Source organism: Alphaproteobacteria bacterium, assembly GCA_041396705.1.
Taxonomy (GTDB): Bacteria; Pseudomonadota; Alphaproteobacteria; order CALKHQ01; family CALKHQ01; genus CALKHQ01.
On record JAWKYB010000017.1, the window covers coordinates 85,904 to 108,381 of the forward strand.

Annotated in this window: 21 protein-coding genes; 9 read left to right on the forward strand and 12 right to left on the reverse strand. The window is 68.8% G+C overall.

All coding sequences use genetic code 11. The features are described 5' to 3' along the window. Positions 1-109 precede the first annotated feature (109 nt). The 6 genes from R3F55_21550 (at position 110) to R3F55_21575 (ending at position 6,970) form a co-directional block, all read left to right on the forward strand. The gene (locus R3F55_21550) at positions 110-1,453 is read left to right on the forward strand and encodes an FAD-binding oxidoreductase (protein MEZ5669970.1); all 1,344 of its coding nucleotides are present in this window, start codon (positions 110-112) and stop codon (positions 1,451-1,453) included. A 193-nt stretch (positions 1,454-1,646) separates the two neighbouring features. Next, entirely contained in the window at positions 1,647-3,116 is a 1,470-nt protein-coding gene (locus R3F55_21555) for a glutamine synthetase family protein (GenBank protein ID MEZ5669971.1), read from the forward strand. Positions 3,117-3,164: 48 nt separating this feature from the next. Next, positions 3,165-4,103 (forward strand): glutamine amidotransferase, encoded by a 939-nt coding sequence (locus tag R3F55_21560; protein ID MEZ5669972.1) that lies wholly within the window; start codon positions 3,165-3,167, stop codon positions 4,101-4,103. Further along, complete coding sequence (locus R3F55_21565; protein ID MEZ5669973.1) at positions 4,091-4,939, forward strand: GXGXG motif-containing protein; 849 nt, start codon at positions 4,091-4,093, stop codon at positions 4,937-4,939. Before R3F55_21560 ends, R3F55_21565 begins: the two co-directional genes overlap by 13 nt. A gap of 135 nt (positions 4,940-5,074) precedes the next feature. Beyond that, the gene (locus R3F55_21570) at positions 5,075-6,457 is read left to right on the forward strand and encodes an FMN-binding glutamate synthase family protein (GenBank protein ID MEZ5669974.1); all 1,383 of its coding nucleotides are present in this window, start codon (positions 5,075-5,077) and stop codon (positions 6,455-6,457) included. A gap of 96 nt (positions 6,458-6,553) precedes the next feature. Continuing rightward, positions 6,554-6,970 (forward strand): hypothetical protein, encoded by a 417-nt coding sequence (locus tag R3F55_21575; protein MEZ5669975.1) that lies wholly within the window; start codon positions 6,554-6,556, stop codon positions 6,968-6,970. Between the two features lie 21 nt (positions 6,971-6,991). Here R3F55_21575 and R3F55_21580 read toward each other — a convergent pair whose 3' ends face one another. Both R3F55_21580 and R3F55_21585 read right to left on the reverse strand, forming a co-directional pair. Beyond that, positions 6,992-7,570, reverse strand: coding sequence for a TMEM165/GDT1 family protein (locus R3F55_21580; protein MEZ5669976.1), 579 nt, complete (start codon positions 7,568-7,570; stop codon positions 6,992-6,994). 239 nt (positions 7,571-7,809) lie between these two features. Next, the gene (locus R3F55_21585) at positions 7,810-8,862 is read right to left on the reverse strand and encodes a hypothetical protein (protein ID MEZ5669977.1); all 1,053 of its coding nucleotides are present in this window, start codon (positions 8,860-8,862) and stop codon (positions 7,810-7,812) included. A gap of 608 nt (positions 8,863-9,470) precedes the next feature. Between R3F55_21585 and R3F55_21590 the strand changes: the two genes are divergently transcribed. Together R3F55_21590 and R3F55_21595 are read left to right on the forward strand one after the other, a co-directional pair. Then, positions 9,471-10,847 (forward strand): ammonium transporter, encoded by a 1,377-nt coding sequence (locus tag R3F55_21590; GenBank protein MEZ5669978.1) that lies wholly within the window; start codon positions 9,471-9,473, stop codon positions 10,845-10,847. Positions 10,848-10,861: 14 nt separating this feature from the next. Then, on the forward strand, positions 10,862-11,095 hold the full coding sequence (locus tag R3F55_21595) for a hypothetical protein (protein MEZ5669979.1): 234 nt from the start codon (positions 10,862-10,864) through the stop codon (positions 11,093-11,095). A gap of 68 nt (positions 11,096-11,163) precedes the next feature. Here R3F55_21595 and R3F55_21600 read toward each other — a convergent pair whose 3' ends face one another. Further along, the gene (locus R3F55_21600) at positions 11,164-12,462 is read right to left on the reverse strand and encodes an amidohydrolase family protein (GenBank protein ID MEZ5669980.1); all 1,299 of its coding nucleotides are present in this window, start codon (positions 12,460-12,462) and stop codon (positions 11,164-11,166) included. Positions 12,463-12,664: 202 nt separating this feature from the next. Here R3F55_21600 and R3F55_21605 point away from each other — a divergent pair, with 202 nt between their 5' ends. Then, a complete protein-coding gene (locus R3F55_21605) occupies positions 12,665-13,858 on the forward strand; it encodes an iron-containing alcohol dehydrogenase (GenBank protein ID MEZ5669981.1) in 1,194 nt (397 codons plus the stop codon). Between the two features lie 9 nt (positions 13,859-13,867). Here R3F55_21605 and R3F55_21610 read toward each other — a convergent pair whose 3' ends face one another. The 9 genes from R3F55_21610 to R3F55_21650 form a co-directional block, all read right to left on the reverse strand. After that, positions 13,868-15,205 carry a thymidine phosphorylase gene (locus R3F55_21610; protein MEZ5669982.1) on the reverse strand — a complete coding sequence of 446 codons (1,338 nt, stop codon included), beginning with the start codon at positions 15,203-15,205 and terminating at the stop codon, positions 13,868-13,870. Between the two features lie 7 nt (positions 15,206-15,212). Continuing rightward, positions 15,213-15,635: a cytidine deaminase gene (cdd, locus tag R3F55_21615; GenBank protein MEZ5669983.1), complete on the reverse strand. Its 423-nt coding sequence runs from the start codon at positions 15,633-15,635 to the stop codon at positions 15,213-15,215. Next, positions 15,632-16,603, reverse strand: a complete 972-nt coding sequence (locus tag R3F55_21620; GenBank protein ID MEZ5669984.1) for an ABC transporter permease — start codon at positions 16,601-16,603, stop codon at positions 15,632-15,634. The genes cdd and R3F55_21620 overlap by 4 nt, the downstream gene beginning before the upstream one ends. 18 nt (positions 16,604-16,621) lie before the next feature. Continuing rightward, a complete protein-coding gene (locus R3F55_21625) occupies positions 16,622-17,734 on the reverse strand; it encodes an ABC transporter permease (GenBank protein MEZ5669985.1) in 1,113 nt (370 codons plus the stop codon). Further along, complete coding sequence (locus R3F55_21630) at positions 17,731-19,314, reverse strand: ABC transporter ATP-binding protein (protein MEZ5669986.1); 1,584 nt, start codon at positions 19,312-19,314, stop codon at positions 17,731-17,733. The genes R3F55_21625 and R3F55_21630 overlap by 4 nt, the downstream gene beginning before the upstream one ends. A 32-nt stretch (positions 19,315-19,346) precedes the next feature. Beyond that, positions 19,347-20,342 carry a BMP family ABC transporter substrate-binding protein gene (locus R3F55_21635; protein ID MEZ5669987.1) on the reverse strand — a complete coding sequence of 332 codons (996 nt, stop codon included), beginning with the start codon at positions 20,340-20,342 and terminating at the stop codon, positions 19,347-19,349. 90 nt (positions 20,343-20,432) lie between these two features. Next, complete coding sequence (locus R3F55_21640; protein MEZ5669988.1) at positions 20,433-20,750, reverse strand: hypothetical protein; 318 nt, start codon at positions 20,748-20,750, stop codon at positions 20,433-20,435. Between the two features lie 96 nt (positions 20,751-20,846). After that, positions 20,847-21,677: an ABC transporter ATP-binding protein gene (locus R3F55_21645; GenBank protein ID MEZ5669989.1), complete on the reverse strand. Its 831-nt coding sequence runs from the start codon at positions 21,675-21,677 to the stop codon at positions 20,847-20,849. A gap of 76 nt (positions 21,678-21,753) precedes the next feature. After that, positions 21,754-22,452 (reverse strand): hypothetical protein, encoded by a 699-nt coding sequence (locus R3F55_21650; protein ID MEZ5669990.1) that lies wholly within the window; start codon positions 22,450-22,452, stop codon positions 21,754-21,756. Positions 22,453-22,478: the final 26 nt, after the last annotated feature.

Genomic DNA, 22,478 nt, shown 5'->3' on the forward strand with positions numbered 1-22,478 from the left:
AAATCAAGCTTCGGTACAGTATTGGCTATGCAGCCGGTCCGAACGGTCATAGTGTTCGGCCTGCAAGGCGTCGCGGGCAGCGGGCTGCCCGGCCTCACGGAGAGCATCCATGGCGCTGCCATCCCACTGCCGTTACGTGATCATCGGGGCCGGCATCCACGGCCTCAGCACGGCCATGCATCTGGCCAAGGGGCTGAAGGCGCGCGGCAGCGGCGGCGGGGCCGACATCGTGGTTCTGGACAAGGCCGGCATCGCGGCCGGCGCGTCCGGCATCGCCTGCGGCGTGATCCGCAACAACTACTACCAGCCGGCGATGCGCGAGCTGATGGCCCATTCGGTCTCGGTGTGGGAGAGCGATCCGGAGGCCTATCACTATCACCCGGTCGGCTACATGCAGATCAGCCCGGAGGTGATGCACGCGCAGGTCGCCACCATCTTCGAGCAGCAGCGCGCGATCGGCTACGACAGCGACTTCATCGAGGGCGACAAGGCCTGCACCGCCTACATGAAGGAGATTCTCAGCGACTGGCGCGCCCAGGGCATCACCAGCGTGCTGCACGAGAAGAAGGGCGGCTACGCCAACAACACCGCCTCGATGTACGGCCTGGCCAAGAAGGCCGAGGACGAGGGCGTGCGCATCGTCACCGGCGTCAAGGTGGTCGGCTTCAAGACCGGCAACGGCAGCGGCGCGGTGAGCGCGGTCGAGACCGACAAGGGCAGCATCGCCTGCGACCACGTGGTGATCGGCGCCGGCCCCTGGGTGAAGAGCCTGTGGGACATGCTGGAGCTGCCGAAGACGGTCGACATCAAGGGCCCCGACGGCCAGATGCTGCGCGACGTGCCGATGTGGAAATACTGGAGCCTGCAGGAGGGCACGCTGGGCGTCGACCCGGAGCTGCAGAAGACCAACGACGGCCGCATGCCGCCGGTGATCCACGTCGACACCGACGCGCCGCTCTATTCCGACGTCGACGGCTCGCTGATCACCGACAAGCTGTGGGGCATCTACTACAAGCCCGACTTCAACTTCGGCGGCGTGCAGGGCGGCGCGATGCCGTTCCCGGTCGAGCGCCCGGCCGACGAGGTCGCGGTCGACCCCTACGGTCCGGATTCGCCGGAATTCATCGTCGACGACCACTTCGCGCACATGTGGTGCTCGGCGCTGGCCCACTGCCAGGAACGCTTCTCCGGCCAGATCGGCCGTTACAAGAAGGAGCCGTCCGGCGGCATCGGCTGCTTCACGCCCGACAGCTTCCCGGTGTTCGACGTGTTCCGCGAGAACGTCCACGTCATCGCCGACTCCAACCACGGCTACAAGATGATCGGCGTCGGCCAGCTGGTCGCCGACGAGATCCTGGGTGGGCCGAGCCGGCTGCTGGAACCGTTCCGTTTCAGCCGCTTCGCCGAAGGCAAGCTGCACCCGACCTCGAACAGTCCGTTCCCCTGGAGCTGATCCGGGGCGCCGGCGCCGCTGCGCGGGGGCTTGCAGGCGCGCCATGATTGGTTAGACTGAGGTCCATACTGGTCCAGAATTGGGCCACACAATGGTCCGGTCGTTCGCCGCACCGCGACGGGCGAAACCGGTCCGACAAGGCAAGAGCCGGCGGGCGCCGCGAGCGGCCGGTGAGGAGAGCAGGGGGCAGATCATGATGGACATCGAGGCATTCGTCCAAGCCGAAGGGCGCGACGAGCAGGTCAGGCAGGTGCGCGAGAAGATCGACGCGCTCGGCATCGAGTATCTCTACCTGCAGTTCGTCTCGGTGACCGGCCGCATCGTCGGCAAGGGCATCCCGTCGGACCACTGGGAGTCGGTGGCCGAGAAGGGCTTCCAGCTGGTCTATGGCGCGACGGTCAACCTGTTCACCAACCGGCGCGGCGAGTACATCGGCTTCGGTCCGCAGGACAAGGAGCTGGTCGGCATCCCCGAGCCGGAGACGTTCTGCCAGCTGCCCTGGGACAAGCGGGTGGCGCGGCTGTTCTGCACCCTGTTCCGCAACCGCGAGGAGCGGCAGAACCCCGGCGCCTACCTCAGCGCCGACTGCCGCGGCAACCTGAAGCGCATCCACGACCAGTTCCAGCGCGACCACGGCGGCCTGCACATGCGTCACGGCACCGAGCCGGAGATGATGTGGCTGAAGAAGGACGAGAACGGCCGGCCCAACGGCGGCGTGACCAAGCCGCACTGCTATCACATCAACCAGTTCGAGCAGCTGCGCCCGGTCTACATGAAGGTGATCGAGTACTCCAAGGCGATGGGGCTCGACATGATCCAGGGCGACCACGAGGACGCCCCCGGCCAGCTCGAGCTCAATTTCACCTTCGACGACCCGCTGCGCACCGCCGACCGGCTGACCACCTACCGCCAGGTCTGCGCCCAGGTCGCGCGCGAGTTCAACCTGATCGCCTGCTTCATGACCAAGCCGTTCATGGGCGTGTCGGCCTCGGGCTGCCACCACAACATCTCGTTCTGGCGCGGCGGCGAGGACAAGCTGAACAGCCTGCGCAACGACCCGCTGCCGGGCATGGAAGAGGTGTTCATGTACCGCCGCGGCGGCGAGAACACCTTCATGCCCGACACCGACGACCCGCAGATGCCGGGCAAGGTCGGCCTGCAGGTGGTCGGCGGCATCGTCGCCCACCTGGCCGCGCTGACCGCGATCGGGTGCTCGACGGTGAACAGCTATCGCCGCCTGTGGGACACCGGCTTCTGGGCGCCGGTGTTCGCCGATTGGGGCTACCAGAACCGCACCACCGGCCTGCGCATTTCGGCGCCGGGCCGGTTCGAGTACCGCGCGGTCGATTCCATGGTGAACCCGCACCTGATGGCGGCGGCGATCATCAAGGCGGCCGACGACGGCATCCGCAACGACATCGACCCGGGCCCGCCGGAGGACCGCAACATCTACCAGGCGATGGAGGCTGGCAAGCAGGTGCGCCGCCTGCCGATGAGCCTGGGCGATTCGCTGGCCGCGCTGGCCAAGGACGACGTCATCAAGTCGGCGATGCCGGGCGACATGTACCGCATCTACGACGAGTACAAGCGCGACGAGTGGGAGCGCTTCATGCACACCACCACCGAATGGGACATGAACACCTATCTGGACTGCCTGCCCTGACCGCCGGACCGTCGGCGGAGGGGGCGTTGGCCTGAGGAGTAAGAGAGCATGTGCGGCATTGCCGGACTGATCCATCGCAATGGCAAGAGCGCCGACATCGGCGCCGAGATGACGTCGATGCTGCAGGCGCTGAAGCATCGCGGGCCGGACAGCACCGGTTTTGCGGTCTACGGCGTGCCGGACGACGACTATCTGGTCATGCGCTTCAAGGTCGCCGAGCAGGAGGACCTGGTGAAGGGCCTGGCCATCCACGAGGAGGTCAAGCGCCGCCGCAAGGAGGTCGACCAGCGGCTGGAGGCCCTCGGCGTGGCGATCGCCTCGACCGACGACGCCACCGAATACGCCTTCCGCTACGTGATGAAGTACGACGGCGACCTGAAGAAGCTGGCCCAGCATGTCGAAGACGTGCCGGGGGCGGAGATCCTGTCGCTCGGCCGCGGGCTGGAGCTGATCAAGGATCTGGGCGACGCCGGCACGGTGGCGGGCCAGTACGGGCTCGGCAAGTTCCGTGGCACCCACGGCATCGGCCACACCCGGATGGCGACCGAATCGGCGGTCGACATCCGCTCCGCCCATCCCTACTGGGCCTACCCCTATTCCGACATCTCGGTGGTCCACAACGGCCAGCTGACCAACTACTGGACCAAGCGCCGCGAGCTGGAGCGCAAGGGCCAGCGCTTCATGTCCAACTGCGATTCCGAGCTGCTGGCGGTCTACACCGCCGACAAGCTGGAGAACGGCTACAGCCTGGAGGACTCGCTGCGCCAGTCGGTCGAGGAGCTGGATGGCGTCTTCACCTATCTGGTCGCGACCGCGGACTCGCTGGGCATGGCCAAGGACGTGATGGCCGCGAAGCCGATGGTGCTCTACGAGAGCGACGATGCAGTGGCGCTGGCCTCGGAGGAGATCGCGATCCGCCGCATCTTTCCGCAGGAAATCGACACCTTCGACCCATATGACGGGGAGGTCCGGGTATGGCAGGCCTGAAGAGCCAGGTTGAGCGCAGCTATGACATGGGGCTGCATACCGAGCAGCTCCGCGGTCGCACGCAGCAGCGCTTTTTCGAGGCCGACGAGGCCGAGAACCTCACCTATCCCGATGCGCCGGACGTCGACTTCAACAAGCGCGCCGAGTTCGACGCCAAGGACATGTCGACCGCGGACGTCAATAGGAAGATCCGCGCGCTGATGCTGGAGGGGCACGGCACCATCGTGGTCAAGAACCCGATGGCGCGGCATTCGCTCGGCGTCGGCATCCTCAACCGGCTCAACCTCTATTTCGAGGGCAGCCTGGGCTATTTCGGCGTCGGCCTGATCGACGGTCCGAACGTGCGCATCTCCGGCCGGGTCGGCTGGTCCTGCGCCGAGAACATGATGGCCGGCACCGTCGTCATCGAGAAGAACGCCGGCTCGCAGTTCGGCGCCGCCCTGCGCGGCGGCGACCTGGTCTGCAAGGGCCAGGTCGGCGCGCGCACCGGCATCGACATGAAGGGCGGCACCATCATCGTCGGCAAGTCGACCGGCGCCTTCTCCGGCTTCATGATGCAGCGCGGGCGCATGGTGATCTGCGGCGACGCGGGCGCCAATCTGGGCGATTCGATGTACGACGGCACCATCTTCGTCGGCGGCAAGATCGCCTCGCTCGGCGTCGACGCGGTGCCGGCAGAGCTGACCGACCTCGACCGGTCGTGGCTGACCCGCAAGCTGAAGCAGTACGACATGGTTCCGGCGCAGGGCGTCGACCATTTCCAGAAGGTCGTCGCCGGCAAGCAGCTGTGGAACTACGACAACCTCGAGCCGGCCGAGAAGAAGCTCATTCTCTAGGCCGCCAAACCGGAACGTCATTGCGAGGAGCGGAGCGACGCGGCAATCCAGGCCACCGCCCGATGCCCGCGCAGCCACCCTGGATCGCCACACCGCCTTCGGCGGCGCGCGATGACGGAATGAGGAGTAGGAAGCATGCCCGTTGAACAGCAGCCGGTGCCTGTCGAGCAGCCAGCGGCGAAGAAGACGAAGCGCAACGTCAATCTGCTTGGCCGCAGCTTCATCTTCCCGCCGAACGTCATCGACGACATCCACATCAAGGCCGAGCTCGGCCGCTATCGCATGCGCGGCTTCAGCCTGTTCAAGAAGATCCCGAGCTGGGACGACCTGACCTTCCTGCCGGGCACGCTGACCCGCTTCGTGATCGAGGGCTATCGCGAGAAGTGCGAGACCAAGACCGTGCTGGGCCCGCGCGCCAAGCGACCGCTGGAGCTCGACATTCCGGTCTACATCACCGGCATGAGCTTCGGCGCGCTCAGCTACGAGGCCAAGACCGCGCTGGCCCGCGGCGCCACCATGGCCGGCACCGCCACCTGCTCCGGCGAGGGCGGCATGATCCCGGACGAGCGGCGCTATTCGTCGAAGTGGTACTACCAGTGCATCCAGTCGCGCTACGGCTTCAACCCGCACCACCTGCGGCTGGCCGACGCGGTGGAGTTCTTCATCGGCCAGGGCTGCAAGGTCGGCCTCGGCGGCCACCTGATGGGCCAGAAGGTCACCGACCAGGTCGCCGAGATGCGCTCGCTGCCCGCCGGCATCGACCAGCGCTCGCCGGCCCGCCATCCGGACTGGCTGGGCCCCGACGACTTGGCGCTGAAGATCGAGGAGATCCGCGAGGCGACCGACTGGCAGATCCCGATCCAGCTGAAGCTGGGCGCCGCCCGCGTCTATGACGACGTGCGCATGGCCGCCAAGTGCGACCCGGACATGATCTACATCGACGGCATGGAGGGCGGCACCGGCGCCGGCCCGCACCTGGCCACCGAGGAGACCGGTGTGCCGGGCATCGCCGCCATCCGCCAGGCGCGCCGCGCGCTCGACGACGTCGGCAAGTCCGGCGAGATCAGCCTGATCTACGCCGGCGGCATCCGCAACGGCGGCGACGTCGCCAAGGCGATCGCGCTCGGCGCCGACGCGGTGGCAATCGGCCACTCGGCCCTGATGGCGCTGAACTGCAACAAGGACATCCCAGAGGCCGACTACGAGAAGGAAGTCGGGGTCGAATCCGGCTATTGCTATCACTGTCACACCGGCCGCTGCCCGGTCGGCGTCGCCACGCAGGACCCGGCGCTGCGCGCGCGGCTCGACCCCGACGAGGCGGCGGAGCGCGTGTACAACTTCCTGCACACGCTGACCATCGAGTGCCAGATGCTGGCGCGGGCCTGCGGCAAGACCTACGTCCACAGCCTGGAGCCGGAGGATCTGGCCGCGCTGACCATGGAGGCGTCGGCGATGGCCGGCGTGCCGCTGGCTGGCACCGACTACACCGTCGGCGTCGCCGACTATCACCACCTCTAGGCGCGTGCGCGCGGCAACGGCCGGCACGCTGACCGTCGTCGCGAGGCGCGCCGCCAGCCGGCGGCTCGCGACGGCGACGGATTAGGGAGACGACCAATGGCAGGCAAGGGCGGTTACAAGGGCAGCGGCGAGGCCGGCGACGTCGATCGCTTCCTGAAGGGCGAGGGGCTGGATTCGACCCGCGAGCGCGAGATCGGCCAGCACATCGGCTATCGCTACGACGTCAACCTGCTGCCGGACTACGGCAAGATCACGCCGTTCCTGGCCAAGTACATGGAGACCATGGGCTGGGACGACCTCAACTGGCTCGAGGACGTGCACATGGGCTACGAGGACGGCCGCCCGGCGGTGTTCGACCGCAACATCAACGGCTGGGTGACCATTCCGGAGTCGGTCGACCTGCCCGACAATCAGCAGGACCGCGACATGCTGGCGCGCGAGATGCTGATCAAGTTCCAGATGTCGCCGAACCACCCGATGGTCACGCTGAACAAGGCCTATCGGAAATTCTGACCGGCCCTGGCCGACCGCAGCTCAGAACAGGGCGACGCCCGCCGCCTCGAGGCAGACCAGGGCGCCCAGCGCCCCGAACAGCGCGGCGGCGGCCAGCCTGATCGTGCGCAGCGGCAGCCGGTCGGCGGCGAAGCCGCCCAGCGCGACCACCGGCGCGTTGGCCGCCATCATGCCGAGCGTTGTGCCGACCGTGACCATCGCGATGTCCTGGAAGCGGGCGGCCAGCGCCATGGTGGCGACCTGGGTCTTGTCGCCGATCTCGACCAGAAAGAACGCGACCAGGGTGGTCAGGAAGGCGCCGTAGCGGTCGGCCGGGCCTGCCGAGTCGCCGTCCAGCCGGTCGGGTTTCAGGGTCCACAGGCCCATCAGGACGAAACCGGCACCGAGCCCCCACTGCAACGCCTCGCTCTGCAGCCAGTCGCCGACGGCGGTGCCAAGCAGGGCAGCCAGCGCATGGTTGGCGACGGTGGCGATCAGGATGCCGGCGAGGATCGGCAGCGGCGCGCGGAAGCGCGCGCACAGCAGCAGCGCCAGCAACTGGGTCTTGTCGCCGATCTCGGCCAGGGCGACGACGCCGGTCGAGACGAGCAGGCTTTCCATCGGCACATTCCCGGGTCGGCGGCAGGCCAAGGCCCGGCGGCCGCCCGACCCCGCGGGGCGCCGGACCCATGGTCTCGCCAAGCGCGGTGCCGGACGCGCCACGGACCGGAACCGTAGCGGTCCGGGCCAAGCCTGTTGACGCGCCCCTTCCTGCGGCGGAAGCGGCTACTCCCCAAGGGATGCGTGATCTTACGGGCCCGCGCCGCCCGCTGCAACCGCGGCACGGGCGCGTCTGCGCCTCACAGCTCGATGACGCAGTCCTCGGCCGGCTCGGCCGGCGGCTGGTCCCGCAGGTCGCGGAACTGCACCTGGGTGACGTGCTCGATGCCGCGCAGCATGTCGGACATCACGAAGGCGGCGATTCGCGGCGGGTGGTGCTTGCCCTTCAGCGCGAGCCAGCTGTTCAGCTTCACGGTCAGCGCGCAGACCGAGCCGCCGATGTCCTTCTGGTAGTGGCGGATGGTGTCTTCCATGCGCTGGAAGCTGGCGCTGGAGATGTCGGACCACATGTGCTGGGTCTCGACCCGGAAGATGTCGATGACCTGCGCGATGCCGAAGCGGGCGTTGGTCAGCCGGCGCTCGATCAGTTGGCAGGCGTGGGCGATCTCGCGGCTGCCGCGATAGCCGGGGGCTTCCGGCAGGGTGCGCAGCACGCCGAGGAAATCGGCGAGCGTCGGCTCGAGCTGGCTGAGGCAAAAGGCGTAGTAGGACAGCGACAGATAGACGTCGCCATAGCGCGCCAGGAACAGCGGGATGTCGAACAGCCCGATCTCCAGGCGCTCGGCCAGCCGCATCAGGTTGGTCTTCGCCGTTGCCACGTCCGGGCTCTGGAACAGCTTCAGGATGTCGGCGAAGCTTTTCTCGCCGTCGTCGGCATGGCCGTAGACCTGCGCCATCAGCGGCCTGATGAAGGCGGCCAGATGCGACGAGACCTGGCGCTCCATCTCCGGCGACAGCCGCAGGTGCTGGACGGTGTCGACGTCGAGGCCGAGGTCGCGCAGCGCGACGCGCACGCTGTAGACGTCGAAGCTGGCCAGCTCGCTCAGCTTCAGGATCAGCTCGTAGTCGTCGTGCCGGCCGTCGCCGAAGTCGAAATGCTGGCGCAGCTGCCGCGGCGGAATGTGCCCGCGGCCGGAGAACGGACCGGAGAACAGCTCGACCACGCTTTCCAGGTGCATGTTCTTGGTCAGCAGCGCGTCGCTCAGACTTCGCGTCTTGATCGGCATGGTCCGCAACGGCAGCACATGCACGGAATCCTTGGCCTCGCGGAACGCGGTCGGGTCGAGCGACACGGCAATGTCTCCATGGCTGAGGAACAGGAGAAAGGCCAGCTACACGCAGGAGTGCCTATTGTCCATTCGGAGATTGGGAATTAGTTAATTACGCACTGCGTCATGTAGTTGGGGCTCGGGCGTCGGGTCGGACGGAACCCGGGCGTTGCCTTCGTCTGGCGGCGTAAGCGCACCGCGGCTGCGCAGGCCCGGCACGACACGGGTTTGCCAGGTGGGGCGGTGCACACAAGGGGCATTGCGCACGGCCTTCGCGGGCCGAACCGGGTTCAGCCGCGAAACGCACAACGATGCGCCGCATAATTGTGCAGACGAGGCCGAATCCGGCCAAGTCGACAGCAGCGACGATTGACGGTTTGGTTCATGAACCGGTCTGCGCGGCCGTCGATTTCTGGTTCGATTCTTGCCAGCGGTCAGGTCGATCTTGCTTTTGGCGTTGCCGTAGCCGACGGATTTTGCAAACGTTTACGATCCGCGCGCGGCTTTCCTGCAATGCCGCAAGTCCGAACAAGGGACAGATAACATCGAGCCGGCGCGGCGGCCATGACGGAGGCTCCGCGGGCTGCGCAGCGTTGCGCCGGCCAGGCGGGCGAGAGGGGGAGAAGGACTGGATGACTGACCCGAATAGCGCGCTATCGGTCATCTTCACCGAGTTCTACTACTGGGTGACCGTGGCGCTGATGTTCCTCATCCATGTGGGCTTCTGCATGTATGAGGTCGGTGCATCGCGCAACAAGAACAAGATGCACACGCTGATGAAGAACACGATGCTGATCCCGCTGGTCACCGTCACGTTCTATCTGTTCGGCTGGTGGATCTATTTCGCGTTTCCCAACGGCATTCCCGGCATCACCGGCGACCTGCCCGAGGCGGCGGCGACCTATCTGCCATGGTCGGAAAACATGGGCACGCACATGCAGGACCGCATCACCGGCGTGTTCTGGGCGGCGTTCCTGCTGTTCTCTTGGACGGCGGCCTCGATCGTCTCCGGCTCGGTGATCGAGCGCATCCGCTCCGGCGCCTTCTGGATCATGGCGGTGCTGATCGGCTCGGTCACCTGGATCATCGACGCGGCCTGGGGCTGGCACCCGGACGGCTGGATGGTCACCGAGCTCGGCTATCACGACGCCTATGCCTCCGGCGTCATCCACGCCATCGCCGGCGGCGCCGCGTTGGGCGCGCTGATCGTGCTCGGCCCGCGTGTCGGCCGGTTCAAGCCGGACGGCACCGCGCGGGTGATCCCGCCGAACAATCCATGGCTGGTCACGGTCGGCATCTTCCTGATCTACACCGGCTTCTGGGGCTTCTATGTCGCCTGCAACGTGCCGATCATCGACAGCGACTTCATCGGCAGCACCGCAGAGGGCGGCGCCACCTTCTATACGGCGACCACGATCTATCTGACGCCCACCACCCTGTCGGCAATTACGTTCAACTTCCTGATGTCGCTGTCGGGCGGCCTGATGGTCGGCTATCTGGTGTCGAAGGGCGATGCCTTCTGGACCTATTCGCTGGGTCTGGCCGGCATCATCACGGCGTCGGCCGGCAACGACCTCTACCATCCGATCGAATCGATGCTGGTCGGCGGCGTCGGCGCCTGGATAGCCTACAAGCTGCACTACTGGGCCGAGCGCAAGTTCAAGTTCGACGACGCGGTCGGTGCGGTGGCGGTGCACGGCTATGCCGGTTTCGCCGGGCTGGTCATCGCCGGCTTCCTGCTGTGGGGCCATCCGGCGACGGCCGGCTACCACGGCGAGGCGACGCCGATCACGCCGTGGGGCAACACCATCGGCGCGATCATCATGTTCTTCGTGCTGGGCTTCCTGCCGATGTTCATCCTGGCCAAGATCCTCAACGCCTTCGGGCTGTTGCGCGTCCCGCGCGACGTTGAGCTGGCGGGCCTCGATTTCGCGGCCAATCACACGGAAGCGCTGGACCAGGCCGAGATCGAAGAGGCGACGATGGCCGCCGTCCGGGCCAAGAACTGAGGGAGGGCCGAACCATGTCCACCACACCCGTCGAGACCTGGCAGAACGTGAACGGCGAGGAGATCGCTGCGATCTATCCCTTCGTCGGCATCGAAGTCTGGCTGGTCATCGCCTGCGTGATCTTCTGGGTGCTGTTCCACATCTGGCAGATCAAGCAGGAGAACAGGGAGATCCGCGAGGATCACGAGCTGCTCAAGAAGAACGGCAACCTGGAACGCGTCGTGAAGGGCGACAACCTGTTGCTCTGAGCGTTGCCAGGGCCGTGTCTGCCGCTCTGGGGCGCCGCATCGCGGCGCCCCTTTTTCGTGGCCGGCACTCAGGCGGAGACGCGCAGGCCCTGCGGCGCCTGTGGCATCTCGTAGCGGGCGAAACGGCCGCCGATCATCACCGCACTCAGGCGGTCCGGATCCTGCAGGATGCGGATGTCGTCCAGCGGGTCGCCGTCGACGACCAGCAGGTCGGCATGGGCGCCCGGCGCGAGCCGGCCGATCCGCTCCGGCTCGCCCATCAGCTCGCCGCCCAGTCGGGTGGCGGCGACGAGCGCCTCCATCGGCGTGAAGCCGAGCAGGCCGACGAAGTGCTCCAGGTCGCGGGCGTTGGTACCGATCGGGTTGGTGATGCCGGCGCCGTAGTCGCCGCCGGGCAGGATGCGCACGCCGCGCTTGCGCAGGTCGCTCATGCAGTCGATCAACGTTGCAAGCTCCTCCTGCAGCAGCGCGAGCTTGCGCGGCGGCATCGGCAGGCCGAATTCCCGGTGCCGGTTGATCTGCGACCATGGGAAGCCGATGGTCGGCGCGACGAACACCCGGTCCTTCGCCGCCTCCAGCATGTCGCGCGCCTCCGCGTCGGCGAACACGGCGTGGTAGATCACGTCGACGCCGTGGCGGATGCACATCTTGACGCCGTCGGAACTGGTGCAGTGCGCCGCCACCATCATGTTGCGCGGCTTGGCCACCGCGACCAGCGCCGCAAGCTCGGCGTCGGTGATCACGGTGACCGTGCTGTAGGCGTGCATACGGCCATAGTCGCGGTCGCCGGAGACGTTGACCTTCAGCGTGTCGACGCCGTCGCGCGCCGCCAGCCGCCCGGCCTCGGTGAAGGCGTCCGCGCCGTCGGCGATCACGGTGAAGGCGATCGCGCGCGGCAGCGTCAGGTAGTTGGTATTGGCGTCGCCCAGGTTGCCGGAGGGCGTGATCTCCTGGCTGCAGGCGCGGATGCGCGGGCCGACGAAATGGCCGGCCTCGATCGCGTCGCGCACGGCGACGTCGAGCCGCGGCTTGGCCGCCGCGGCGCTGAACAGGCTGGTGAAGCCGCGCTGCAGCAGCAATTGCGCGTTCTTCAGCGAGACCAGCGCCTGGTCCTCGACCGGGGTCATGATCGTGCCCTCGAACGAGGTGATGTTGTCGAACGAGATGTGGCAGTGCGCCTCGACCATGCCCGGCATCACGGTGCGGCCGCCGCAGTCGACCCGCGCCAGCCGGTCGCCGCCGATCGCGGCGACGTTGGCCGGGCGCACCTGGGCGATCGTGCCGTCCTCGACCAGGATGTCGCCGTCGAAGGGCGCGCCGCCGGAGCCGTCGATGATGCGCGCGTTGGTCAGCAGCAGATCGTTCATGGTCTCCTCCCCTGGCATGTCCATCGTGCTGGCGAACGACGCCGTTCGGTCAAGTAAGACACCCGGCGACCGCCGCCGCAAGGCAGGCGGCCGCGCCGTCTTTGCCGCACCCGGCGGACCGCCGTTGCGCACGCCGGCCGCGGCCGGCTATCGAGAAGACGCAGAACCGGCCGCCGAGGGCCGGACAGGGAGTTAACCGCGCATGTCGATCGACCCCGCCACGCTGAAGGCCAACTGGAACTACCCGACGACGATCCGCTTCGGTCCCGGCCGGATCGCGGAGATCGCCGCCGCCTGCCGCTACGCCGGCATCGCGCGGCCGCAGATCGTCACCGACCCCGGGCTCGCCGGCCTGCCGATGATCGCCGACGCGCAGGCGCGGCTGGCCGAGGCCGGCATGCCGGCCGCGGTGTTCGCCGACGTGCAGGGCAACCCGGTCGGCGCCAATGTCGAGGCCGGGGTGGCGGCGTTCAAGGCCGGCGGCCATGACGGTGTGATCGCCTGGGGCGGCGGCAGCGCGCTGGACGCCGGCAAGGCGGTGGCGCTGATGGCCGGCCAGACGCGGTCGATGTGGGATTTCGAGGATGTCGGCGACAACTGGAAGCGGGTCGACGCGGACCGGGTGGCACCGGTGGTGGCGGTGCCGACCACGGCCGGCACCGGCTCCGAGACCGGCCGCGCCTCGGTGATCACCAATGTCGGGGCCGACCGCAAGATCGTCGTCTTCCACCCGGCGATGATGCCGAAATGCGTGGTCGCCGACCCCGAACTGACGGTCGGGCTGCCGCCGCACCTGACCGCGGCCACCGGCATGGACGCGTTCGCCCACTGCCTGGAGGCCTATTGCGCGCCGGGCTTCCACCCGATGGCCGACGGCATCGCGGTCGAAGGCGTGCGGCTGGTCAAGGACTGGCTGCCCGCGGCGGTCCGCGACGGCAAGGACATGGCCGCGCGCGCCCACATGATGGTCGCGGCCTCGATGGGCTCGACCGCGTTCCAGAAGGGCCTGGGCGCGATCCATTCGCTGTCCCACCCCTGCGGCTCGCTGTTCCACACCCACCACGGCCTGACCAATGCCGTGGTCATGCCCTATGTGCTGGCGTACAACCGGCCGGTCATCGAGCAGCGGATCGGGCGGCTGGCCCGCTATCTGGGTCTCGACGGCAGCTTCGACGGTTTCATGCGCTGGGTGCTCGACCTGCGCGCCGAGATCGCGATTCCGAACACGCTGGCCGCGCTCAAGGTCGACCCGGCCGCGGTCGACCGGATGGCGGAGTTGGCGGCGATCGACCCGTGCGCCGGTGGCAACCCGCGCCATGTCGGCGTCGCCGAGCACATCCACCTCTATCACGCCGCGCTCAACGGCGACCTGAAGAGCGCCGGCTGGCACGCCTGAGGCCGGCGTCTACGCCGCCGCTTCGACCGCTTCGATCACCGCGTCGCCGGCCGGCTCCGGCGCCTCGTCGCCGATGACGACGGCGGCGGCGACCTGGATCGCCGCCAGCCGCCAGCCGTCCTCGCCGGCCGCGTGGATCGTCGCCAGCGGCTGGCCGCGGTCGACGCGGTCGCCGGGTGCCACCACGTCGGTCAGCCCGACCCGCGGGTCGATCGGCGCGTTCGGCCTGGTGCGGCCGCCGCCGAGGCCGACGATGGCCATGCCGAGCGCCTGCAGGTCGATCGAGCGCACATGGCCCGCGCGGGCGGCCACCGCGGGCCGCACCACCGGAGCGCGCGGCAGGAAGGCGTCCGGGTCCTCCACCAGGTCGGCCGAGCCGCCGAGGGCGGCGACCATGCGGCCGAAGCGCTCGGCCGCGAGCCCGTCGGTGATCGCCCGCTCGATCCGCGCCGCACCCTCGTCGGCGCTGTCGGCGACCCCGACCCTGGCCAGCACCGCGCCGCCCAGCGCCGAGGTCACGCGCATCAGCCGCTCGTCGCCGGGCTCGCCGCGCATCATCGCGATGCACTCGCCCACCTCCAGCGCGTTGCCGGCGGTGCGGCCGAGCACCTGGTTCATGTCGGTGACCCGCGCCATGGTCGGCAGGCCGGCACCGTTGGCGACCGCGACCAGCGCCTCGGCCAGCTCCAGCGCCGCGGCGCGGCCGACCATGAACGCGCCGGACCCGGTCTTGACGTCCAGCACCAGCGCGTCGAGGCCCTCGGCCAGCTTCTTCGACAGGATCGACGAGACGATCAGCGGCAGCGATGCGACGGTAGCGGTGACGTCGCGGATGGCATAGAGCCGCCGGTCGGCCGGTACCAGGTCGGCGGACGCCCCGACGATGGCGCAGCCGACCTCCATGCAGATGCGCTGCAGCTGGTCGGTCGGCACGTCGCAGCGATAGCCGGGGATCGATTCCAGCTTGTCGAGCGTGCCGCCGGTATGGCCGAGCCCGCGGCCGGACAGCATCGGCACCACGCAGCCGCAGGCCGCCAGCGCCGGCGCCAGGATCAGGCTGACCTTGTCGCCGATACCGCCGGTCGAATGCTTGTCGACGATCGGCCGGCCGTCGCGCAGGTCGGTCCAGTCCAGCGCGGCGCCGCTGGCGGTCATCGCCCGGGTCAGCGCCACCTGCTCGCCGCGGTCGAGCCCGCGCAGGAACACGGCCATGGCGAATGCGGCGACCTGCGCCTCCGACCAGGACTCGCTGGCGATGCCCTGCGCGATCGCCTCGATCTCGGCGACGGACAGCGTGCCGCCGTCGCGCTTCGCAGCGATCAGCGTCTGCGGCGGGGTCGCGCTCATCGCGCGCTCAGTCATCGAGGTTGTGCGGGCCGAAGCCGTGCGGCAGCAGGTCCCGCAGCGTGAATGTGCGGCGCAGGCCCTCGGGCCCGCAGATGTGGATCGGCATGGTCCAGTCGGCGAACTCGGCCAGCCGCTGGCGGCAGCCGCCGCAGGGCGTGCACAGCGCCTCGCCCTGGCCGATCACCACCGCTTCGACGATGCGCAGGCCGCCGGCCGTCACCATCGCGCCGATGGCGGAGGCCTCGGCGCACTGGCCGACCGGATAGGCCGCGTTCTCGACGTTGCAGCCGGCATAGAGCCCGCCGTCGTCGCAGCGCAGGCAGGCGCCGACCGGGAAGCGCGAGTAGGGCGCATAGGCGTTGGCCATCGCCGCCTTCGCCCGCGCGAACAGCGGCGCGAGCCCGTCCGGCAGCGTCGCCGGCGCGCTCATCGCTCTTTCACATAGGGCCGGCCGATCGCCTTCGGCGCGACCGCCTTGCCGATGAAGCCGGCCAGCAGCACCACCGTCAGCACATAGGGCAGCGCCTGGAACACCTGCACCGGCACCTCGCCGATGCCGGGCACCTGCCAGCCCTGCAGCCGCGCCTCCAGCGACTGCAGCAGGCCGAACAGGAAGCAGGCGCCGAGCACCGGCACCGGCCGCCACTTGGCGAAGATCAGCGCGGCCAGCGCCAGATAGCCGCGGCCGGCGGTCATGTCGCGGCCGAAGAAGGCGCCGTCGGCGATCGACAGATAGGCGCCGGCAATGCCGCAAAGCGCGCCGGAGACGATCAGCGCCAGATAGCGCATCCGCACCACCGAGATGCCGGCGGTGTCGACGGCGGCCGGGTTCTCGCCGACCGCGCGCAGCCGGAGCCCGAAGCGGGTGCGGTAGACCACCCACGAGACCAGCGGCACCAGCACGAACATCAGATAGACCAGCACGTTGTGGCCGCTGATCAGCTCCGACCACAGCTGGCCCAGCACCGGCACGTCGGCCACCGACTGCGCCAGCGGCAGGTCGACCGGTGCGAAGCGCTGGCCGATCTCCAGCGCCGGCGTCTTGCCGCCCTGGCCGAACCAGGCATGGCCCAGCGTGACGGTCAGGCCGGCGGCGACGAAGTTGATGGCCAGGCCGGAGATGACCTGGTCGCCGCGGAAGGTGACGCTGGCCACCGCGTGGACCAGCGCCAGCGCCATCGCGATGCCCATGGCCGCGAGCAGGCCCAGCCATGGGCTGCCGGTGGTGGCGGCGACCGCGCCGGCAAAGAAGGCGGCGAACAGCATCTTGCCTTCCAGCGCGATGTTGACCACGCCCGAGCGCTCGGCGAACAGGCCGGCCAGCGCTGCCAGCACCAGCGGGGTCGACACCCGGATGGTGGCGTCGAGCAGCAGCACGATGAAGTTGATCGTGTCCATCCCCGCCTCCCGCCCGCGCTAGCGCGCGTCCTCGTCGTCGGCCAGGCGCCGGCGGAACAGTGCCACGATCGGCTGGCGCACCATGTTGTCCATCGCCCCGGCGAACATGATCACCAGGCCCTGGATCGCGATCACCATCTCGCGGCTGATGTCCGGCATCTCGAACTGCAGCTCGGTGCCGCCCTGGTACAACGCGCCGAACAGCAGTGCCGCCAGTACGATGCCGACCGGGTGGTTGCGGCCCATCAGCGCCACCGCGATTCCGACGAAGCCGGCGCCGTTGACATAGTCGTTGATCAGCCGGCCGCTGGCGCCCATCACCTCGTTCAGGGCGATGAAGCCGGCCAGAGCGCCGGAGATCAGCATCGCCGTGATGATCACCTTGGTCCGCGAGATGCCGCCGTAGACCGCCGCCGTCTCGTTGGCGCCGACCGCACGCAGCCGATAGCCCCAGCGCGTGTGCCAGACGAACAGATAGACCAGCACGCAGCAGACCACGGCCCAGACGATGGCCATGTTGACCGGCGTGTTCTTGAACAGCGCGCCCAGCTCGCCCGGCAGCTCGCTCAGCTTCGGCATCCGCGCCTCGGGCGCGAAGGCGCGCGTCTCCGGGCTCATCTTGCCGGGCTCGCGGAACACGTTGACCAGCAGGTAGTTCATCAGCGACCAGGCGATGAAGTTGAACATGATGGTCGTGATGACGATGTGGCTGCCGCGCTTGGCCTGGAACAGCGCCGGCAGGAAGGCCCAGCCGGCGCCGAACAGGGCGGCCGCGACGATCGCCGCCGGCAGGATCAGCACGAAGGGCAGGCCCTCCATGTGCAGGCAGACCAGCGCCACGCCCAGGCCGGCGACATAGGCTTGGCCCTCGCCGCCGATGTTGAACAGGCCGCAGTGGAACGCCACCGCGACCGCCAGCCCGGCGAAGATGAAGTTGGTGGTGTAGAACAGGGTGAAGCCCAGGTTGTAGCCGTCGCCGATGGCGCCGACGACGAGGTACTCCACCGCCTCCAGCGGATTCTGGCCGATCACCAGCACGATCACGCCGGAAATCAGGAAGGCGATCACCACGCTGAGCAGCGGCACCAGGCCGATGTCGACCCAGCGCGGCATGGCCCGGGCGGCGCTCACGCGGCCTGCTCCTCGTTCGGGTTGATGCCGGCCATCATCAGGCCCAGCGTGCGCTCGTCGGCCGCGGCGCCGGCGACCTCGCCGACGATACGGCCGTCGAACATCACCAGGATGCGGTCGCTGAGGCTCATGATCTCGTCGAGCTCGACGGAGACCAGCAGCACCGCCGCGCCGGCATCGCGCATCGCGATCAGTTGCTTGTGGATGAACTCGATCGCGCCGATATCCACGCCGCGCGTCGGCTGGCCGACCAGCAGCAGCTCCGGGTTGCGGCTGATCTCGCGCGCCAGCACCAGCTTCTGCTGGTTGCCGCCGGAGAAGTTGGCCGCCTTCAGCCGCGGGTTCGGCGGGCGCACGTCGAACCGCTCCATCTGCTCGGCGCAGGTGGCGATGATCGCCTTCCAGTCCAGCAACGGGCCGCGGGCGTAGGCCGGGTTGTCGTCATAGCCCAGGATCGTGCACTCGTTGGCCTCGAACGCGGTCACCAGGCCTTCGCGGTGGCGGTCCTCCGGCACGTGGGCCATGCCCTTGTGCCGCATCGCGCGGGCATCGAGGTGCATCTGCGGCGTGACCGTGTCGTCCTTGATACGGAAGGCACCGGAGGTGAACGGCGACACGCCGGCCAGCGCCGACAGCAGCGCCGACTGGCCGTTGCCGGACACGCCGGCGATGCCGACGATCTCGCCCGCACGGACGTCGAAGCTGATGCTGCGCACGCGCTCGACGCCCAGGCCGTCGACCACGCGCAGATTCTCCACCGCCAGCACGACGTCGCCCGGGTTGGCCGGGCCTTTCTCCACCCGCAGCAGCACCTTGCGGCCGACCATCAGTTCGGCCAGTTCCTCGCGATTGGTGTCGCCGGTGCGCCGGTCGGCGACCATCTCGCCGCGCCGCATCACCGAGACGTTGTCGGTGATCGCCATGATCTCGCGCAGCTTGTGGGTGATCAGGATGACGGTCTTGCCCTGCTCCTTCAGCGTGGCGAGGATGCGGAACAGGTGGTCGGCCTCCTGCGGCGTCAGCACGCCGGTCGGCTCGTCCAGGATCAGGATCTCGGCGCCGCGGTAGAGCGCCTTCAGGATCTCCACCCGCTGCTGCACGCCGACCGGCAGGTCGCCGACCACGGCGTCGGGGTCGACCTCCAGGCTGTATTCGCGCTCCAGCCGCTGCAGCTCGGCCCGGGTCTGCTCGACGCCCTTGCGCAGGACGGCGCCGCCCTCCGCGCCCAGCATGATGTTCTCCAGGACGGTGAACGGCTCGACCAGCATGAAGTGCTGGTGGACCATGCCGATGCCGGCGGCGATGGCATCGGACGACGCGTTGATCCTGACCGGCCGGCCGTCGATGCGGATCTCGCCCGCGTCGGCCTGGTAGAAGCCGTACAGGATGCTCATCAGCGTCGACTTGCCGGCGCCGTTCTCGCCGATGATGCCGTGGATGGTGCCGCGCGGCACCGCCAGGTTGATGTCCTTGTTGGCGTGCACCGGCCCGAAGCGCTTGTCGATGCCGACAAGCTCGATGGCATAGGCGCCGCCGGCGGAGGCGTTTCCTCCGCCGGCGGACTCATGGGGCGCGGTCATCGCTCAGGATGACGGTCGCGAAGCGCGGCCGCTCAATAGGTGCAGGTTTCGTCGGACATGTAGTCGTGGACGCTGAGCTCGCCGGAGATGATGGCCTCCGACGCGGCGTCGACCGCGGCGATCATGTCCTCGGTGATCATCGACTGGTTGTGCTCGTCCAGCGCCCAGCCCACGCCGTCCTCGGCCAGGCCGAGCACCTGGATGCCGGGCTGCCAGGTGCCTTCGTAGGCGCTCTTGAAGGCGTTGTAGGCGGCCACGTCGACCCGCTTCAGCATCGAGGTCAGCATGGTGCCCGGGTGCAGGTAGTTCTGGTTCGAATCGACGCCGATCGCCAGCTTGCCGGCTTCCTCGGCCGCCTGGTAGACGCCCAGGCCGGTGCCGCCCGCCGCGGCATAGACCACATCGGCGCCGCTGTCGAACTGGCTGCGGGCCAGCTCGCCGCCGCGGCCCGGGTCGTTCCACGCCGCCGGCGTGGTGCCGGTCATGTTCTGCAGCACGGTGATGTCCGGGTTGACGTACATGGCGCCCTGCTCGTAGCCGCACTCGAACTTGCGGATCAGCGGGATGTCCATGCCGCCGACGAAGCCGACACTGCCGGTCTGGCTGGCCATCGCCGCCAGCATGCCGACCAGGAACGAGCCTTCCTGCTCCTTGAACACCACCGACTGCACGTTCGGCAGGTCGACAACCATGTCGATGATGGTGAACTTGGTGTCGGGGAACTCCTGCGCCACCACTTCCAGCGCCGGGGCCTGGGCGAAGCCGACCGCGATCACGATCTCGGCGCCGTCGCGTGCCATGCGCCGCAGCGCCTGCTCGCGCTGGGATTCGTTGGTGACCTCGAATTCCATGTATTCGATGCCGGTCTCGGCCTTGAACTGCTCGAGGCCGTTGTAGATGCCCTCGTTGAACGACCGGTCGAACTTGCCGCCCATGTCGAACACGACCGCGGCCGAGAAGTCCTGCGCCACGGCCGGCGTGAACGACAATCCGGTGGCGGCGACCGCCGCCAACAGCATGTTTCGCATCGAAGCACCCCCTGTATGATGTTCGTGATCGCGCATCTTAAGCATATGCCGCTGCGCCGCGAAACGACGTTTGCGCGGCGCGGGCCGGGCTCAGTTGCAGGGACCGAACAGGATTCCGAAGCCGCGCAGCACCTGCAGCGCGCCGAGCGCGGCCACGACGATGCCCAGCCCGTAGCGCAGCACGGGCGCCGTCCGCACCTCGACCATGGGGCCGCGGCCCTGCAGCATCGCTGCCGGCGGCCAGGATCGCGATCGCGCCGCCGACCACGGCGGCGATGTCGAAATAGCTGCAGGTGGTGCCGCCGGGGCCGAGCTGGTGCTGAGGAACGAGATGTTGAAGACGAACGGGATCAGTCCCGCGACCAGCCCGACCTTCAGGCCGGTCGGTGTCTCCCGCCAGATGTTCATGCTGCCCCCGCCGGTTCTTGTGCGGACGGCGTTGCGCCGCCCCATTGCGGCCGGACTATTTCAGATTCTGCAACAATCGGCCAGTCCGTCGCACGATTATGCCTCGTCGACGACCTCGACGCGCTCGATCCAACCGGGGTCGACGTCGGGCAGCGGGGCGGCGGCGAGCAGCCGGCGGGTATAGGGGTGCTGCGGGCGGGCGAATACGTCGGCGCAGCGCCCGTGCTCGACCACCACGCCGCGGTACAGCACCATCACCCGGTCGCACAGCACCCGCACCACCGAGAGGTCGTGGCTGATGAAGATCAGCGCCAGCCCCAGTTCCTGCCGCAGCCGGCGCAGCAGTGCCAGGATCTGCGCCTGGCTGGAAACGTCGAGGCCGGAGACGATCTCGTCGGCGACCACCAGTTCCGGTTCCAGAGCGATGGCGCGGGCGATGCCGACGCGCTGGCGCTGGCCGCCGGACAGCTCGTGCGGAAAGCGCGTGGCGAACGCGGCCGGCAGGCCGACCTGGGTCAGCAGCCGCGCCGCCGCCTCGCGCTTCGCCGCGCGCGACGGCAGCCGGCCGAAGGCGGCGAGCGGGCGGGTCACGATGCTGCCGATGCGCTGGCGCGGGTTCAGCGCCGACAGCGGATCCTGGAAGATGATCTGCATCCGCGCCCGCAGCGGCCGCAGCGCCTCCTCGTCGAGCCCGGTGATATCGATACCATCGAACAGGATACGCCCGGCGGTGGGGCGGTACAGCCGCAGCAGCGTACGGCCGAGCGAGGTCTTGCCTGAGCCGGATTCGCCGACCAGGCCCATCGTCTCGCCGCGGCCCAGGCTGAAGTCGACGTCGGTCAGGATGTCGAGCATCGGGCGCGGGCCGAAGCCGGCGCGCACCGTGCGGTCGGGCAGGGCGAGGCCCAGCCCTTCGACCCGCAGCATGGCGTTGCCGCCGGTCGCCGCCGGCTGCGCTGCCGGGGCGGGCGCCACGATGGCGCGCAGGCCCGCCGCCGCCCGCTCAGCCGGCGGAGTCGCCGCCGGCCTGCTCCTCGGCCAATGCCGCGAGATAGGACGCCGCCGCCGACAGGGCCGCGTCGGCCTCGATCCCGGCCAGCAGTGCGTCGAGCTTGGCATCGTCCTCGGCCGCCAGCAGCGGGCTGTAGACCTCCAGCGCGCGCCACCAGGCGTCGAGGATCAGCATGTCCGGCTTGGATTCCGGCGTGCCGCCGATGCGGGCGGCCATCTCCTCCAGCGTCCGGTACAGCGCGCCGGCGCGCTCGATGTCGCCCTCGTCGCCATAGTCGGCGACCTGGTTGACCGCGGCCTTGGCGAAGCGCAGCCGCATCTCCGGCAGGGCGCCCGGCGAGGCGGCGAGCCGGCGCAGGTCGCCGAACACCTTGTCGGCATCGGCGGCCTTGCCGGCCTGCTGCAGCAGCACGAACAGGTTGAACGCCCCGCGCGACAGTTCCAGCTTGGTCTCCGGCAGCGCCTCCTGCGAGGTCGCGATCCGCATCAGCTCGTCATAGGCGGCCCTGGCGTCCGAGAACTGGTTGGCCTTGCCGTACTGCAGGATCTTGTCGACCTGCATCGTTGCCTTGTTCAGCATCGCATTCTTCTCCACGTCGGCGCCGACGGCCGGCGTATCCGGCCTGTCGAGCGGGCCGGCGGGGGTGGGTCCGGCAGCGGGGCCGCCCAGGCCGGCGACCATCCTGGTCACCGCATCCGCGATCTGGGCCGCCTTGC